Annotated in this window: 21 protein-coding genes; 1 reads left to right on the top strand and 20 read right to left on the bottom strand. The window is 53.1% G+C overall.

Translation table 11 applies throughout. The features are described 5' to 3' along the window. Positions 1 to 4 precede the first annotated feature (4 nt). Entirely contained in the window at positions 5 to 412 is a 408-nt protein-coding gene (locus tag IAE27_RS08425) for a hypothetical protein (RefSeq protein ID WP_004195706.1), read from the top strand. A 40-nt stretch (positions 413 to 452) separates the two neighbouring features. On the opposite strand, the gene IAE27_RS08420 is transcribed toward IAE27_RS08425, so the two are convergent. The 20 genes from IAE27_RS08420 to IAE27_RS08325 all read right to left on the bottom strand — a co-directional run bounded on the left by IAE27_RS08420 (position 453) and on the right by IAE27_RS08325 (position 15,046). Further along, a complete protein-coding gene (locus IAE27_RS08420) occupies positions 453 to 1,613 on the bottom strand; it encodes a phage late control D family protein (protein ID WP_200092300.1) in 1,161 nt (386 codons plus the stop codon). Beyond that, positions 1,613 to 2,092 (bottom strand): phage tail protein, encoded by a 480-nt coding sequence (locus IAE27_RS08415; protein ID WP_023343304.1) that lies wholly within the window; start codon positions 2,090 to 2,092, stop codon positions 1,613 to 1,615. Before IAE27_RS08415 ends, IAE27_RS08420 begins: the two co-directional genes overlap by 1 nt. Positions 2,093 to 2,108: 16 nt before the next feature. Further along, positions 2,109 to 4,547 carry a phage tail tape measure protein gene (locus IAE27_RS08410; protein WP_200092298.1) on the bottom strand — a complete coding sequence of 813 codons (2,439 nt, stop codon included), beginning with the start codon at positions 4,545 to 4,547 and terminating at the stop codon, positions 2,109 to 2,111. Further along, positions 4,540 to 4,659 carry a GpE family phage tail protein gene (locus IAE27_RS08405; RefSeq protein WP_200092309.1) on the bottom strand — a complete coding sequence of 40 codons (120 nt, stop codon included), beginning with the start codon at positions 4,657 to 4,659 and terminating at the stop codon, positions 4,540 to 4,542. Before IAE27_RS08405 ends, IAE27_RS08410 begins: the two co-directional genes overlap by 8 nt. A gap of 32 nt (positions 4,660 to 4,691) precedes the next feature. Next, positions 4,692 to 4,967 (bottom strand): phage tail assembly protein, encoded by a 276-nt coding sequence (locus IAE27_RS08400; RefSeq protein ID WP_004195711.1) that lies wholly within the window; start codon positions 4,965 to 4,967, stop codon positions 4,692 to 4,694. Positions 4,968 to 5,027: 60 nt separating this feature from the next. After that, a complete protein-coding gene (locus IAE27_RS08395; RefSeq protein ID WP_014343412.1) occupies positions 5,028 to 5,543 on the bottom strand; it encodes a phage major tail tube protein in 516 nt (171 codons plus the stop codon). 13 nt (positions 5,544 to 5,556) lie between these two features. Then, complete coding sequence (locus IAE27_RS08390; RefSeq protein WP_004195732.1) at positions 5,557 to 6,738, bottom strand: phage tail sheath protein; 1,182 nt, start codon at positions 6,736 to 6,738, stop codon at positions 5,557 to 5,559. A gap of 109 nt (positions 6,739 to 6,847) precedes the next feature. Continuing rightward, entirely contained in the window at positions 6,848 to 8,011 is a 1,164-nt protein-coding gene (locus IAE27_RS08385) for a phage tail protein (protein WP_200092296.1), read from the bottom strand. A gap of 40 nt (positions 8,012 to 8,051) precedes the next feature. Next, positions 8,052 to 8,327, bottom strand: a complete 276-nt coding sequence (locus tag IAE27_RS08380; protein WP_200092294.1) for a hypothetical protein — start codon at positions 8,325 to 8,327, stop codon at positions 8,052 to 8,054. 8 nt (positions 8,328 to 8,335) lie between these two features. Continuing rightward, positions 8,336 to 10,276, bottom strand: coding sequence for a hypothetical protein (locus tag IAE27_RS08375; protein ID WP_200092292.1), 1,941 nt, complete (start codon positions 10,274 to 10,276; stop codon positions 8,336 to 8,338). A gap of 6 nt (positions 10,277 to 10,282) precedes the next feature. Continuing rightward, positions 10,283 to 10,879, bottom strand: coding sequence for a phage tail protein I (locus IAE27_RS08370; RefSeq protein WP_200092290.1), 597 nt, complete (start codon positions 10,877 to 10,879; stop codon positions 10,283 to 10,285). Further along, a complete protein-coding gene (locus IAE27_RS08365; protein ID WP_200092288.1) occupies positions 10,872 to 11,780 on the bottom strand; it encodes a baseplate assembly protein in 909 nt (302 codons plus the stop codon). Before IAE27_RS08365 ends, IAE27_RS08370 begins: the two co-directional genes overlap by 8 nt. 4 nt (positions 11,781 to 11,784) lie before the next feature. Beyond that, on the bottom strand, positions 11,785 to 12,132 hold the full coding sequence (locus tag IAE27_RS08360) for a GPW/gp25 family protein (RefSeq protein WP_200092286.1): 348 nt from the start codon (positions 12,130 to 12,132) through the stop codon (positions 11,785 to 11,787). Further along, the gene (locus IAE27_RS08355; RefSeq protein WP_265092164.1) at positions 12,129 to 12,722 is read right to left on the bottom strand and encodes a phage baseplate assembly protein V; all 594 of its coding nucleotides are present in this window, start codon (positions 12,720 to 12,722) and stop codon (positions 12,129 to 12,131) included. Before IAE27_RS08355 ends, IAE27_RS08360 begins: the two co-directional genes overlap by 4 nt. Positions 12,723 to 12,838: 116 nt before the next feature. Beyond that, complete coding sequence (locus IAE27_RS08350; protein ID WP_200092281.1) at positions 12,839 to 13,288, bottom strand: phage virion morphogenesis protein; 450 nt, start codon at positions 13,286 to 13,288, stop codon at positions 12,839 to 12,841. Further along, positions 13,281 to 13,748 carry a phage tail protein gene (locus IAE27_RS08345; RefSeq protein ID WP_200092279.1) on the bottom strand — a complete coding sequence of 156 codons (468 nt, stop codon included), beginning with the start codon at positions 13,746 to 13,748 and terminating at the stop codon, positions 13,281 to 13,283. The genes IAE27_RS08350 and IAE27_RS08345 overlap by 8 nt, the downstream gene beginning before the upstream one ends. Continuing rightward, positions 13,711 to 13,962 carry an Rz1-like lysis system protein LysC gene (lysC, locus tag IAE27_RS29575; RefSeq protein ID WP_117029584.1) on the bottom strand — a complete coding sequence of 84 codons (252 nt, stop codon included), beginning with the start codon at positions 13,960 to 13,962 and terminating at the stop codon, positions 13,711 to 13,713. Before lysC ends, IAE27_RS08345 begins: the two co-directional genes overlap by 38 nt. Continuing rightward, positions 13,844 to 14,275, bottom strand: coding sequence for an Rz-like lysis system protein LysB (lysB, locus tag IAE27_RS08335; RefSeq protein WP_200092277.1), 432 nt, complete (start codon positions 14,273 to 14,275; stop codon positions 13,844 to 13,846). Before lysB ends, lysC begins: the two co-directional genes overlap by 119 nt. Beyond that, positions 14,272 to 14,769, bottom strand: coding sequence for a glycoside hydrolase family protein (locus IAE27_RS08330; protein ID WP_181345456.1), 498 nt, complete (start codon positions 14,767 to 14,769; stop codon positions 14,272 to 14,274). The genes lysB and IAE27_RS08330 overlap by 4 nt, the downstream gene beginning before the upstream one ends. Beyond that, the gene (locus tag IAE27_RS08325; protein ID WP_128316040.1) at positions 14,756 to 15,046 is read right to left on the bottom strand and encodes a phage holin family protein; all 291 of its coding nucleotides are present in this window, start codon (positions 15,044 to 15,046) and stop codon (positions 14,756 to 14,758) included. The genes IAE27_RS08330 and IAE27_RS08325 overlap by 14 nt, the downstream gene beginning before the upstream one ends. Between the last annotated feature and the right edge of the window lie 3 nt (positions 15,047 to 15,049).

The raw sequence follows: 15,049 nt of genomic DNA, 5'->3' as shown, positions 1-15,049 counted from the left end.
GCCCATGAAACTCTTCAAAATAGTTCTTTTATGCTCTGCTACAACCCTTTCATGCAGTGCCTTTTCTCAAAGCGTTGACCTTCAAGTACTAAAGAAGAGCCTTAACCCGTGGCAACCTATTGAAATTATGGATAACAAGAATATATCGAAGATCGTATTACCAACTACTACAGTGACCTCTGATGCATATGAAGCACTGATATCGTCCGGTATCTGCACTCCTGTTTGGGTTAAAAGTGCCCCTGAGGGATATCTCAAAAACACCAAAGAGATACATGTCGTTAATAAATTTTCAGCGCAGGGCTATACGTTTGAAAACCCTCTGATTACATGTAAAAAGATGGGTGCGCTGATGGACGATGAAGCAAAGACTTTGATGTATGAAAACACCCACGGCTACGTTTCAAAATGAAGATGACAACAACCCGTTTGGTTACGGGTTGTTTTTCTTTTTAAGCATCCACAGCATCATATTCCACATCAGACAACCTCACCTCAAGCTCTAGGCTCGTCGTAAAGCCGCTTTTACTCAGGTAGTGCATAACTTTAGTGATTGTCCACGATTGCTCGTCTATGACGCGCTTAAAGCCTTTAACCTGTACCGGCGTCTCCGGATAAAGATCAGCCCGCCCCGTCGCCAGCCTGATTGAAAACTCAGCGACTCCACGTTGCAGTTTGTCCCATTTTGCCTGGGCAGCTCGCATCGCCTGCGCTTTGGTTGAAAAAATTGTCGTCATGGCGAACACGTTGTCATCCTCGCCGACCATGTATTCACCTTCTCTGGCTTCCGGTGTCTTCACCGCTTTTTTCTTCGTTACCGGTTTGGCTTTTGGGTGCTGTAGCGCACGTAAATGTTGCTCTTTCGGTTTCCGCTTTAACGTCACCTTTTGCTTTTGTGGTTTCGGGTCTTTGGTGTGTAACCATTTTGCCGTGACACCGGTATATGCCCCACGGTCAGCAATCGAAAACTGATGCCTGTCGCCATCGCCGCGGGTGATAGTGACTTGTGGAATAGCCTTTCCACTGGCTGTTAACCCACGCCCGGCTTTCAGAAAAAGCAACTTTCCCGCTTTTACCGAAACCTCACCACCGTTTCGTTCGGCGAGACGAGTCAAAAATTTAGCATCCGATTCCTGTGACTGGTCGATATGCGGGATTTTAATTCCCGCCAGTTCAGGTATGACTCTCGATGTCAGTTTGTTACGCGTCGCTATCGCCGCCACAATTTCGCCTAACGTCTTGTCATGCCATGACTCTTCTCGCCTGGAATTTAACGTTCCCCGAAAATCGGCACTACGGGCACGGATTGTCACGCTATCTGGCGCGCCATGATGCTCAATCTCATCGACAGTGAAAGAGCCCTTGTTAATTAACGCAAACCCTTTCCATCCCAGATAAAGCGTCAGCACGGCACCACGTAACGGCAACTCGACAAGCCCGTCAGCGTCATCGAGCTCAATATCAAGCTGGTCTGCCTCAAATCCGCGGTTATCGGTCATCGTCAGACTCATTAAGCGGTTACTGATATTGCCGGTAATATCTTTGCTGTCGAGCATCAGCATAAAATCGGGTGTCAGGACGCCACCCGCATTCAAATTCAGCATATCCAGCATCAACTAATCCCCACCAAGCCAGACACTGACGAAGCCATATTTTCCGCCTTGCCAATAAGTGCATTGGCCTGTTCGCCAATATCGCCATACAGCGCCGCGAGTGATTCATCCACGCGGGTGAGCGTCAGCGTGAAATCAATTTTTCTCGCCGTGCCGTCAGCAAAAAACAGGCTCCCTGTCTCGCTGATATTATTGATGACGTACATACCGTAAATAGTGCCGGTGCCATCCAGCAACGGCCAGGCGCGCCCTTCGTCAGCCATTAAACGAATAGCTGTCATCGTCAACTTTCCGCCGGTGAGCTCCGGGTATAACACACCGGCCAGGGTAATTCTTTCTTCCCCCGGCCCCAGATACTGGAAAGAATCCCGTTTACCTACGCGTGAGTTTGATGGCCACAGATATTCGGCATCACGTTGCATCGTCTGGTGTGGCAACGTCTGGCGCATAAAAACAAACATACCGAGTGCAAGCATCATTTCTCGTTACCTCCTGTCAGTCGTGGTTCATGCTGGCCCGCTGACGAGCACGCTTATCACGCTCAAACTTTTCTAGCGCATCCTGTAGTTGACGATCGAGCTGCGTGCCGTTCCCGCTACCATCAACGGAAATGTGATACTCGCTTTTGCTCTGGTCGATGTAAGAACGCCCGGCGGGTGCGGTGACTGGTTGGTATGCCTGATAGCCGCTATAAGTACTGGTAGCCGGGATATAAGAGTTACCCTGCGTGGCTGCGTTTGCTTTTGCTGCAGTCTGGTCAAGCGTACTGGACTCTTTGTTGATTATGCCGAGCTTCTCAAGTACCCAATCAATACCGCTGCGCAGCTTATTGAATGCTGTAAGCGGTAAAGTAAGAGCGTCAGCCAGGCGCTGACCAAACAACACACCGGCATCTCGGAAACTGTTTAACGTTTCCTGTGATGATTTAACCGGCGCAATCAGATTGTTAAACCAGTCCCATGCGGCTTTAAGTTTTCCGCCTAGCCAGTCAAACATCGGTTTAAGCGGTGCAAATAGTTCTGCTATTGGCGCGAAGGCCGTGCGCAATCCTTCCATCACACCGCCAAAAAACGCGCTGATGGGTTCCCAATATTTACGGATGAGCAATGCCCCGGCCACTATTGCGGCCACGACAGCAACAACCGGCCAGGAGATCGCGCCAATTGCAGTAACGACGCCACCGGCCACCGTAGTAAATACGGTACCGAGTGCCGTCGCAGCGGCAATGATGGCATTTACACCGGTTATCACCGGCCAGGCAATCAGTCCAATAGCCCCAATCATCCCCACGACCCCGATCGCCACAGCGGTAATCACCCCCAGCGTCTGCGCGAGCTCTTTATTTCGCTGGATCCACTTATCAAGTTTGAGCACGTAGCCGGTAGCGGTTTGCACCAGTTTACGTAAAGAGGACTCCTGCTGGTCAAAAAGGTCAGTACCTACAGCCTCATATGCCGACTGAAACTCTTTAAAGTCGCCGCCGAGGTTTTCCTGCATAACCTTAACTAGTTCCTCCGTCTTACCGTCAGAGGCTTTAAATGCAGCCGTGAGCTTGTCCAGCTTTCCTGATTGAGCCGCGTTCATCAAAACAGCGGCGGCAGAGCTGGCCTCTTCACCAAATATCGTTTTCATGTATTCAGCGCGCTGACCGGTACCCAGTTTATTTTTATCAAAACTGGCCTGCATTTCCTTCAGGATGGTAAAGATCGGGCGGGTATTCCCTTTACTGTCTGCCGTTTTAATTCCAAGCTCTTTAATCGCCGCGTAGGCTTGCCCGGTCGGTGCCTGGAGTCGACTTAAAATAGCGCGACTACCCGTACCAGCCATTGATCCCGTAATTTTCGCATCATGTAGGGCGCCAACCATTGCAGCGGCTTCCTCAATGCTGACACCGGCATTTTTCGCCACCGGCGCAGCATATGTCAGCGCATCACTAAGCCCGTCAAAATCTGCGGCGGTTTTATTCATTGTCATCGACAGGACATCACCAATGTGAGAGACCTGATCGTTAGTAAGCTGGAAAGCTGATTTCATCCCCATCAGCAAACCGGCGTTCTCTTCCATTGTTCGACGGTTAGCGAGCGCCATATTAAGTGTGACGGGCGTCGCCGCCTGAATCGCCGCCGCGTCTCCGCCTGCTTTTGCAATGATAATCTGAGCACCGGCAGCATCATCGGCAGAGGCGGCTGTATTGTCACCCAGCAGCCGGGCCTGCTTTCGCAAAGCCGTCATTTCTGCGGAGTCTTTCGCCACGCCGAGTACAGCCTGTAACTCGGAATTTTTCTGCGCAAAATCATAACCCGGTTTCATTAGTGCAACACCGGCCAGCGTGCCGGTCGTCGCCATACCGACACCGGCGGCACCCATTGCGGCCGCATTTCCGGCCAGCTCTTTACCGGCCTGATATCGCAGCTTAACCGCGTTGAGCTTTGCCTGTTGCGCGCTGACGCGCGCCAGTGCTTCACGCTGGCGATTGAGCTGCGCCGTCGTTTCGCTGATGCTGGTTTTTAACCGGCGCTCGTCTGCCGCCAGGGTGCGGGTATTGATTCCCGCCTGGCTGAGCTCCTGCCTCTGGCGTTGTACAGCCTGCCGCAAGCTGTTGTGTTTGAGCTGGAGCGCTGCGGCGCTTTTACGTGCGGCATCCATTGCCTGCGCCTGCGCGCGCGTCGGCTGTTCCGTATTTTTAAACTGGATCGCCAGCGCGGCGGCTTCCTGCTTCGCTTTCTTCAGCTCCTGACCGGTAACGGCGAGTTGCGCGCTTGCCTTGCGAAACCCGTCAATACGGGATGCCTGGCCATTCAGTTCACGCAGTGATTTTTGAGTGTCCCGGATATCACCAGACAGCGTTTTGCTCGCTGTCTGGATGGTTTTAAACGGGCGGGTCGCCTGGTCAACAGCCTTGAGTAATACCTGCAATTTAACGTCGTTACTCATTCGTGTTTCCGCTTCGCTGTAGCGCCTTTTCGCGCCAGGTGGTGAGCTCGGTCAGGCTCATGTGATATAACTCTGATGGCGGCCAGTGAAAAATCACCGCGATATCCGCCATCAGGTCATCGACCGACATGTCTTTCGGGAAATTTAATCCGCCAAATTCGGCGACAAAAAACCGATCACCTTTGTTGCCAGCGCCATCAAATCGGGTAAATCCATCATGACGACATCCGACTCGGTAAGAGACGGGCTGGTCATACGCGGCAGCACTTTAATCAGGGCATCCACTTCAGAGCGCGCAACGTCGGCCAGGCTAACACCGCGCAGGGTTCCGGCGTTAGGCTTCATCAGGGTGATTTTTTCGATGACCTGCTCGCCGCGTTTGATGGGGTTTTCCAGGGTGACGATGTTTTCTTTGCTCATGAGTTTCTCACTATTTACGGATTCGGGGTTAACCGGCCAGACATGCTGGCCGGGGAAAAATTACAGGCCGATATTGCGGCGGTGCTGGTCGAGTCGGTCGACGCCGTTCACCTTCTCAATCATGTTGAGGACGTCGATTTCTACCAGCTCTTTACCATTCATGGTCAGCTTGTAGTACGTGCAGACCAGCGATAATTTGCTGCTGGTATCCTCGCCCTGTTTGCTCTCGCCGTTATCGACTTCCTTCACCTTGAAGCGGGTCTCAACTTCCACAGCCACGGTTTCGCCGGTATCGTCCCGCTGGTAAGAACCTGCATAGCGCAGAAGCGTCCCGGTACCGACGGCACCATAAAGCGACCAGATCGCATCATCAGGGAAGCCGCCGAGGGAAATCTCCATCGCCAGCGCGTCATCGTCGAGGCCGAAATCGACAGGGGCCGAGCCTGACATCCCGCCGCCCCGGTAATTTTCCAGCTTACGGGTCAGCTTTGGCAGGGTGACGGACTCGATAACGCCGAGATAGCTGACGCCATCCAGAAACGTGTTCAAGTATTTGAGCTTGCGCGGCATTGCCATTGGTCAGGGCTCCTTAATTGCTGTTAACCGATGACACCAGATTCGCCAGGTATTTATCGGTAATGCGCTGGCGTAGCGTCAGGTTTTCGAGAGGGGGAACCGGCGTATAGTCGTAATCGATATACAGTTTCCCGGCTTTGAGGGTCGCCGCGTCGTTGGCCGATTCATCAAACCAGCAGGTCGCATCGACGATATAGCCCGCCGTTTTCATCTCGCGGAATTTCGCATTGATACCCGCAACGATGTCTTTAATCAGCGTGGCAGTGATCGGCTTGTCGACCGCCCACATGTGACCAGCGGCCATTGTGTCGGCGATAACCTGCGCGGTGCGGGTGTAGTTCTCAAACAGGAACAGCGGGTCATCGGAGCAGCAGCGGTTACCCCAGAATCGAAAACCGTCTTTGCGAATGAGCGTGGTGACGCCAGCCTCGTTAAGCAGGTCGGCATCGGTGCCGGATTCCTGCAAATCCCAGAAGACCGACGCGCTGATGCCGGTGACGCCATTCACGCCAACGTTTGACAGAGTTTTATGCCAGCCGGTGTCCTGGTCGATTTTGGCACGCAGGCCCAGCGCGCGGGCGGTCGCCCAGGCGGTTTCGGTCGCGTTCGCCGTGGTATCCCATGCCAGAAAATCCGGCCAGATAACCATCAGCTCGCGCTGGCTGAAATTCTCGCGATAGAGCATCGCCTCGGAAATGTTCTGGCAATCCCAGGCGCTGATATAACCAAAGGCGCGCAGCTTCTGGCAAATCGGCGCGAGCGCTGTCGCAACCTCAAGGGAATCGAGGCCCGGCACGCCAAGGATGCGCGGTTTAACGCCGGTGACAGCCTCCGCTGTGAGCAGCGCTTTCAGCCCGGTGTAATTGCCGCTTTCGTCAGTGCCGCCGATGATATTAGAGATAGTCTGCGCCTCGGCATCGTCGCCGGTACCTTCGGCAACGCGCACAACGACAATGACCGGTTTCGACTGGTCGGCGATTGCCTGGAGGGATGCGGCCAGGGTGCCTTTTGTACCCGCTTTCGCAATGGCGCTTTGCACGCTGGTAATCAGTACGGGCTTATTGAGTGGGAAGGTGGCGGCATCGGCATCGCTGGCCGTGCAGACCATGCCGATAATCGCCGTTGATACGGTGGAAATGACGCGGGTGCCGTCGTTAATCTCGACAACCTGGACGCCGTGATGAAAATCGCTCATCCGTTTAACTCCGTGGTTAAGGGTGAGCATTATTTTCAATCGTGGGGGAAGGGGTGACGAGTCATCCCCGCTGTAACAGGGACAGTACAACAGGAATGACCGTCACAGGTCAGGCGACACGGCTCCAGCACATTAAAAGCGTGTGCGCTTCAACCACGCTTAAAGATTTACCCTCACCGAGGTTTTCCGTTTTGCCGGTTGTCGAGTGTTTATGCGGCGGAATAACAACGTCATGTGAGTGCGCAGGCGCATCACTGGTCAGGTTAAAATTAGCGTCCTTCTGGTTATCCGTGCCGTGTGTCCCTTCCCGCCACTGTTCGCCCGGGGCGCCGTCACCGCCCTGGTGGTTGTGCGCGCCGTTTTCCTTTGTCGTCAGCGTCTTTTCTTCCTGTTCGCTGGTTTCGCCAGTCACATCAATCTGCACGGCTGGCAGGTTGGCGCGTTCAATGGTCACGGTATCTTTACCGCCTGTAGCGCCCACATTAGAGCCATCGGCTCTGGCTACACGAATGGTTCTGTTCTCTCCCGTATAAAGCCATTGCGACCACGGATAGAGTTCATTAGGGTCAATGTTCTGCGCATAAAACTTTACGGTACCGACGGGATTATCCATCTCCCACGACGCACGAATAGCGGCTGCAATAGCGGCTTTTACTGCTTTAGGCGTGGCGGCTCTGTCATCATCATCGCTGTTTATAGCATTACTCAGCCGGGTAAACCCTTTCTCTTCTGTTGTTGCATCGGGATGGTTACGAGAGTAAGCATGCTCGCTTAACTGCGAATCCGCATAATCTTTTGCCCCATTACTGAGGTTTGTGACATCCTCAATGGTCGCCAGAATTACACCTGGATCAACAATCAGCTCAACAGCTTCGGTACTACTGACTGCCAGCCAGATTCGCAGCACAGTGAAGCGGCCAGACCCTTCCTCAAGTCGTGGCTTATAAGTTTCAGGTACACTGGCAACCGCCATGCAAATACCTTCATCATTGAATAATGCGGCTTCTCGTATTGTGAATCCGCCAATTTCGGGTGGCATAATCATTTCCGCAACAATGATGTTTTTACTTTCATCCTGAACTTTCAGGCTGTTCAGTTCAGACCGGTATAGCTCATTTGAAAGCGAAATCAGCGTATCTGTGGGTGGTATGGTATTTCCTCCTCCGTCTCCAACGGACATATGCGAAAAAACAACTTTTTCACCGGTAACTATCGCATCGGTTATACGCTCCCTTCCGGCTCTGGTTATAACAGATGTAAATTTCTTGCTCATGAGATATGGGCCCTTACCTGGCAGGGAATACTAAAGACTGCTACGATATATTCCCTTCAGAATGAAGACGGGAATTTTTCGCTTCGATAAATTCATTAACATCATCCTGAGATAACAGGATTTCGCCCCCGGTCATATCCGGGTTATTCGAACACTTAATCATCCATACTTCGTCCATATCAGGTAAGCTCAGATTTTCGACCGCAAACATCGCGACTTCCTGAGAGTCGTAACGCCCGCCGACAAATTCATGTTGATACTGAATAAACCACATCTGTCCTGATTGTATATATTCAACATTCACTTTATCTAACATAAATCCTCTTATGGTAAAGTTTTAGATGCCACAAACGATGCGCCGTTATCAGCAGTGTTTATATATTCAATGGTTGAACCACTGGTGATGGCTCCTATACGCTGGGTTGTCTCCCCCGATTTGTATTTACCAAAAACAGGTGGCCCCCATCCTGTGACTGTGCTGAATGCACATCCTTTTGTAATGTAAGCCCTGTCACCAGATTCTGCCGGATTGAAAATATTTCCTCTGACATTTCTCATTTCCGCATACGAACGACTCACCAAATCAACAGATTCAACATATCCGCCATTTAAAATAAATCTATGCTGAAAATATCCCCTCACGCTACCTTTAACATAACAGTTACGAAATTCTGTCGGCTCGCTGGCTTCGGTTGGGCCTGTTTCTTTAATGTCACCATTTAGCGTACAGGCATCCAGCAGAACACCTGATACATTTGTTATATTACTGGCATAGTCATTATTCAGGGTGCAGGCTGAAAGAAGTAATTTTGATGTACCATAGTCAGGCTGAAACGAATCCATGACACAGTTAATGGCTACAGCACCATTACCGCCCAGCTTCAACAAACCATCGCTGTTTGTTGAGGTAAAACGGCATGATGTTAACGTGACCGGATACGCATTATTGTAATATTTATAAAATGTCGAGTTATCAATAGTTGATGCCTGACCATAGGTTGAGGTCACGACGGCGGTTCTCATATCCAGCGTTGCAGCATGCGCTGCATACATGCTTAACCTTACCGAGGGTGTAACGCTGACTGTTCCAACATCATCGGAGCTCATGGCATCCAGTATCATGTGAGAAATTTCTGAATTACTTAATAGAAAATAGCTATTTTCATAGTTAAGCCCTGATGGTAATTGTGTCGACCCATCATCAGTTGTCAGTATATACAAGCGCTCTGCATGGATATTATGAATTTCTGAGCGAATAACATTAATTCGCAATTGCTTATGATACGCCCTCTCACACTGAATCCTTCCAATATTAAGACAGTTAGACGTATCATTAAACGGATCAATAGCCAGCGCGTACGCTGTCATATTCCCGCATAGCTCAGATGAAAGACTGTTTACTGTTGTATCCCATACAGCGCCTAACCGAATGCCGTAACCGTTAAAATTAGTTGTCCTGATAGCACCAATATTAAGCAATGAGCCTTTTATAAAAACACCATTTAGCAGAGCGTTTCTGTTATCGCTGACAACAAAAAGAGTTCCTGCAATACAAGTATGAGTACACCTGTCCTCCCTGAAAATGGTATCAGGGTTCCCAAAAGTGACCACGTAGTTATTATTGTGTGCCGAAACAAAATTTGTCGGGTCAACAAGGATGCGTCCTGAGTAATCAGTAATAATATGTTTGACGTACGTCATATCCAGCGTTTGAGTAACACGCCACGGCCCGCCTCTCAGATCCAATCCCAGCCCTCTACTCGCAGCCTCATTGATAGCGTTCATCACCGGCCCGGTATTATCTGTCGCCACATTGTTGCTGACGCCCCCATACATCTGTGGTGAGACATAACCCATGCCGCCAATCATCTTAAGGCCTGAGCCAGCACTTAGTTCCCCGCGAATAATAGCATCTGAGGTGTATGCCCATTTACCCGGCCCAATACCGCCGGTACCCTCCGGGGATGAGCCTGGCAGGACGACTTTCGGGTAATCTCCCGTCCATATAAGACGGTATTTACCGTTTACAATCTCATCTCTTACCGATTCAAGCGTGGCCCCATCGGCAAACGTTTTTACAGCTTCAACCTTCCCGGTCAGGTTAATCTCGGCACCGTCCATTTTTTCTTTCAGAAAGCGGGTACGGTTTGCGAGCTTTTTTAACGGGCGGTTAGCCACGCCATCCATTCCGCCTGAAACACGCTCACCTCTGGCGATAATTTCTATTTCATCTTCCCACGACGGAGATTCATTCATTCTAGTCATAGATGGTTACCCATAATTAAAATTATCATCGTGAAAAATCACGCCGTTATAGATAATATTTTCTTCCGGTTCATAATCTTCCGGGTAAATACTGATAATCTCGCCGCAACATAATGCGGTACCGGTATGAATATCGCCGTTTACCTTTGCCGCAATATTCATCTGTGCCAGATGTCTACTGACGGGCTTTGTCTCATCTATCAGGCGATTCAGGTCACTGAGCATGGATGGTGTCAGTCCGATATCATTTATATCCACCTCAAGCCTGAACGTTCCCGCCGGATCCGCCACCTGCCACCACTCATCGATTGATATGGAGTAACCCATTTTTTCAATCACAAACCGGATGGCGGATATTGTTCCCTTACGTTGATGTATCCAGAACGCATCACTGATTTCTTGTCGTTTCTCAACCTCTGACCAGGTTTCTTCCCAGCGGTCGACAGAGAAAGCCCAGGCCAGATAGGGCAGAAATTTGACCGGACATTTCCAGGGATTCCACAAATCACGCAGTGGGACAGATAAATCGCTGATGACGGCACACGCTGCGGCGGCTCGCTGTTCAAGCACCGACGACCCGGTCGCCATCAGCGAGTTACTCATCTGAGCCCCCGATCACGACACTGGTTTCGGTGCAGTACGCGGCCTGTGTTTTATCGAGCACGACGTCGGCCAGCGGCTCACGCAATTCGACGCGCTGGACCCCCTGCACATGTAGCGCGGCATAGATGGCCGACATACGAATATCCCGACCGAGACGGCGCTGCTCTGTGATATACGCGGTTAACTGCGCTTTGGCGGCGGCAAGAATGGGCTCGGTCGCCGGGCCGGGATAGACATACAGCACGGCATCAACCGCATAATTGACAATCTCGGCCGACACGACGGTCAGGCGGTCACCGACCGGGCGCACGCTCTCATCATTCAGCGCGGTACTGACAGCCAGTAATAAATCATCCGATGCTGTGCCGTCGCCTTCCCGCGACAGCACGGCGATGGTGACCTCTGCCGGTGCCGGGCTGTTCGCCGAAGCATCGGCGACACGACCATCGGCGCTAAGGGCATGAAATTCATAGGCACCGGTTGGCCCGGCGACACTCATCCCCTCAAAAGCGGCCGGTACGCGCTGGCGCAAATCGCTGTCGGATTCCATGACCGCCACCACAGGCGGGATTTGGGTATCGTCACCCGGGGTGATGACCAGGCGCTCAACGTTATTATTTGCCGCGAGCTGGTCAAGGTCGTTTTTGATGGCATAGGCCACCATTCCGGCTTTTGCCGCCTCGTTGATGCGCTGGCGTAAAATCACCTCCCGATAAGCATTCTCTTCCAGATATTTCACCAGTGGATCTGACTCCAGCGTCAGCGTCCTGGCGACCGCTTCCTGCTCGTCTTCCGGGTACAGTGAAATCAGCGTCGCTTTGCGCTCGGCGAGGATGGCTTCAAAATCCAGCGTTTCCACCACATCAGGCGCGGGGAGCTGGCTCAGGTCGATAACTGCCATAGGTTCAACTCACAGGGATGGTTAAGGAAAGGCTCTCGCCGGTATCGGTGATTTGGCCGGTCACATCGACGACCATCTGCCCGTTAAACTGCCGCTCGGTGGTGATGCTGGTCAGCCTGACGCGCGGTTCCCACTTCAGGATCGCCATGTAGCACGCGGCCATAATTTGCAGCTCAAGCGCCGGGGTCTGAGGCTGGTCAATCATCTGCGACAACAGCGAGCCGTATTCACGACGCATGACGCGGGAGCCGACAGGCGTGCGCAGAATATCCCCGATGCTCTGGCTGATATGGTCAACGTCTGAAATGCTTTCACCGGTCAAGCGGTTCATGCCGAGATAACGCGCCGTCATTTGGTGCCCTCCGTCCATTCATCGCCGCGCCTGATGCCACCGTGGCCGTGTTTATCCACCTGAACACCGTTGGAAGTGAAAGCGCCGCCGCTGTGCTCGATATCACCTGACATCTTGCCGCCTTGCTTCACCTCCAGCGTGCCGGTCGTCAGTTTGTTGGTGCAGACCACCTCCGGCGTATCGAGGGTGATGCGCGTCTCGGCTTTTACCAGCACCACCGGCACGCTGACGGCAACCGAGTCGGATGCGGTCACATCGGCGGTTTTAATGCCGGTGACGGTCAGCGCGCCGGCTTCCGGCTCATAACTCATAACGGCACCGTCGGGAAACTCAACGTGCCAGGCATCCGCCGAAGCCGACGGTGCGGAGTTGTCGTCGGAATAAATACCCGGCAACACAAAAGCGGTATCGAGCTCACCGCCCACGGCCAGAATCATCACCTGCTCACCAACAGAGGGAGCCCACCAGGTGCGCGAGCGTCCGGCCCGGTGCGTCAGCCACTGGAGCCAGTCGGTATAAATGCCGCCGGTCTGTACGCGACATCGCCCGGCGTCGAGGTCAGTTTCGACGACGATGCCGGTGCGTATCATGTTGCGTATCGCGCGGGCGAGTTCCTGGATAGATGCGAGAGTATTCATAGGGGAAAGGATGCCGCCGGGGTGTTCCGGCGGCAATCTGCGGGCGTTTTGCCCTGGCTGGCACAACGTTAACCGGCGAGGTAGTCGATAATGACGCTTTCCACAAGCTGCCGGTCATCTTCGGTAAAGCCCATGAGCTGGCGCTGTGGGTACTCGACGGTGGCGCTTTTGGGGGATGGTTTATCCTTGAGCCCGAGCTGATGCACGCGGGCGATGCGCTGCACTTTCCCGGTAAATTCCACTACCGCCGCGCTGTCGCCGCCGCTCGCTTTCATATAGCGGTTGGTTCGCAGCTTCGCGAACATCTCGCGTTTAATCCGGCCTTGCTTTGCCCTGACGGGCGGGCGCTTACGCGGGGCAAAGGGCGAACCGTCCGGCGCTTTCTGCGATTTAATGCGCTGTTGTTGCCGCTGGCGCAGTTTCTTCGCAATATCGGCGGTCATCCGGCGACGCCCGGCGGGGGAAAGGGCCGCTATCAACCCGGCGAGCTTGTCCTCAAAGGGTTTGAAGTCATTCATCCCATTTACTCACCCGTTCGCCATTACTCCACATCTCAACAGGGCGCGTCACCGGCTCCGGCGGTGGCGGCTCCGGGATGTTCTCAACGTACATTGTGCCGTCGGCCTCTTTGACCAGCGTGCGCTCGGTCAGCAACAGGCTGATGCTGACATCGAGGCTGCTGTCGTTATTGATGTCAGCGTACCAGGCGAAGCCTTTTTTTCTCCCCTCGTCGGTTGTCATGATGTCCGGCTGATTGACCCGTAACCAGGCCATAATCGGCACAAACAACAGGTCAATATCGTCGGTAAAATCGGTTACCACGATGTTAAGCGTGTACCGCTTTTCAAACGACAGGGAGCGCGCCAGCGTCGCTATATTGTTGCCATCGTCCAGGCGAAGGCAAAGCATATCGGGGTTGGTACGCAGTACCGGCACCGCATCAGTTAAGGCTTTTCGCAGACTGTTGGGCTTTTGCATCGATTTCATCCTGACATTGTTTCACCGTATCAACCTGAATTGCGCAACTCTGTAGAGCGCTTTCGAGCTGGCGTATATCCGCACTCAGGTCGCCATTAGTCAGCGGGTCGCTGCCCGGCATCGGGCAGGGGCTGACCTTCGGGCAGGCGTTGTAAACAATCACCGGCGGCGGCGTTGGTGCAGGCGGCGCGCTGGTGCAACCGGCGCACAGCATCAGGTAAATCAGCGCGATACCAGCGGCGAAACGCGTCATTTTCATTGAGTAATCTCGTGATGGTTTGTTCACGCCTGAAAGCCAGCAGGTTAGCCGCCGTGAGCTTGTCCCTCATAGCGACCTGCGCCAGCTCTTTACGCTGGGACTGCTCTGCGGCAACGTTGAGCTGATTTTTCAGCATGGTGATCGTGGTTTTCTGCGTACTGGCGACCCGGTTCGCACGTTCAAATGAGGCCCGCAAATTGCTGTTATCGTGTCGCATCCACAGCAGACCCGCGCAGGCCAGCGCCAGCAGGATAATGACTATTTTCATGCGGATACGCCTCCGGCCTTACGCCACACTGCGACCAGCTTGTCGAGGCTGTGCTCGCGCTGACCGTACCCGGCCCCCGGCAATGAGGCCCATATATTGCGACAGCGGGAGATCGCGCGTTCGATGCGCCCCTGCTGCAAATCTTCAAGCGCGCCGCGCTCGCGGATAAGCTGAATGGCGAGCCTGTCCTGCGATACCGGGCTGAAATCCGGCAAAGCGAGCTGCTTTTTGTAATGCGGCCAGAACAGGTAAAGCTGCTGGTAACGCCCGGATGCCGTGGATTTTTCCCCGCGACGATTAAAGACCTTCGCCGGGCGCCCACCGGCAAACGGATGATCGCGATAGTCGGTAAAAATCTCCGGTTTGCCATCGAAGCCGGTGACGATGACGTCGTACCCGTTGTTTTTCGTCAGTGGGTGCGTCGCCGTACCCTCTGAAAACGCCAGCGTGTCGAGGAATGCCGCGACGTTGGGGTGTGTCTTAATGACCGCCATCGCTTTCCCCTTTTTTAATCCTGCGCTGAATCGCAATTTCCACCGCCTGATAACCGGCGATGCCCAGCATGGAGCCAAATCCGCACACAGCAGCAGGATGCATGTTGGGAAACTGCACCAGTGCCACCCCGGCCACCATTGAGACAAAGCCACCCAGCAACATACGACCAATAAAAAGCCGGGCGGTGATGGGCTCACCACCGGCCAGCACTTTCCCGACGACAATCAGCACGCCGATCACAAAGAGTGACAGGACACTTTTTTCACCTTCCGTCATGTG

This window comes from Klebsiella sp. S69 (genome assembly GCF_016516145.1).
Classification (GTDB): Bacteria; Pseudomonadota; Gammaproteobacteria; order Enterobacterales; family Enterobacteriaceae; genus Klebsiella; species Klebsiella oxytoca.
The sequence above is the reverse complement of the archived record's forward strand: the minus strand, read 5'-3'. Positions and strand labels throughout refer to the sequence as shown.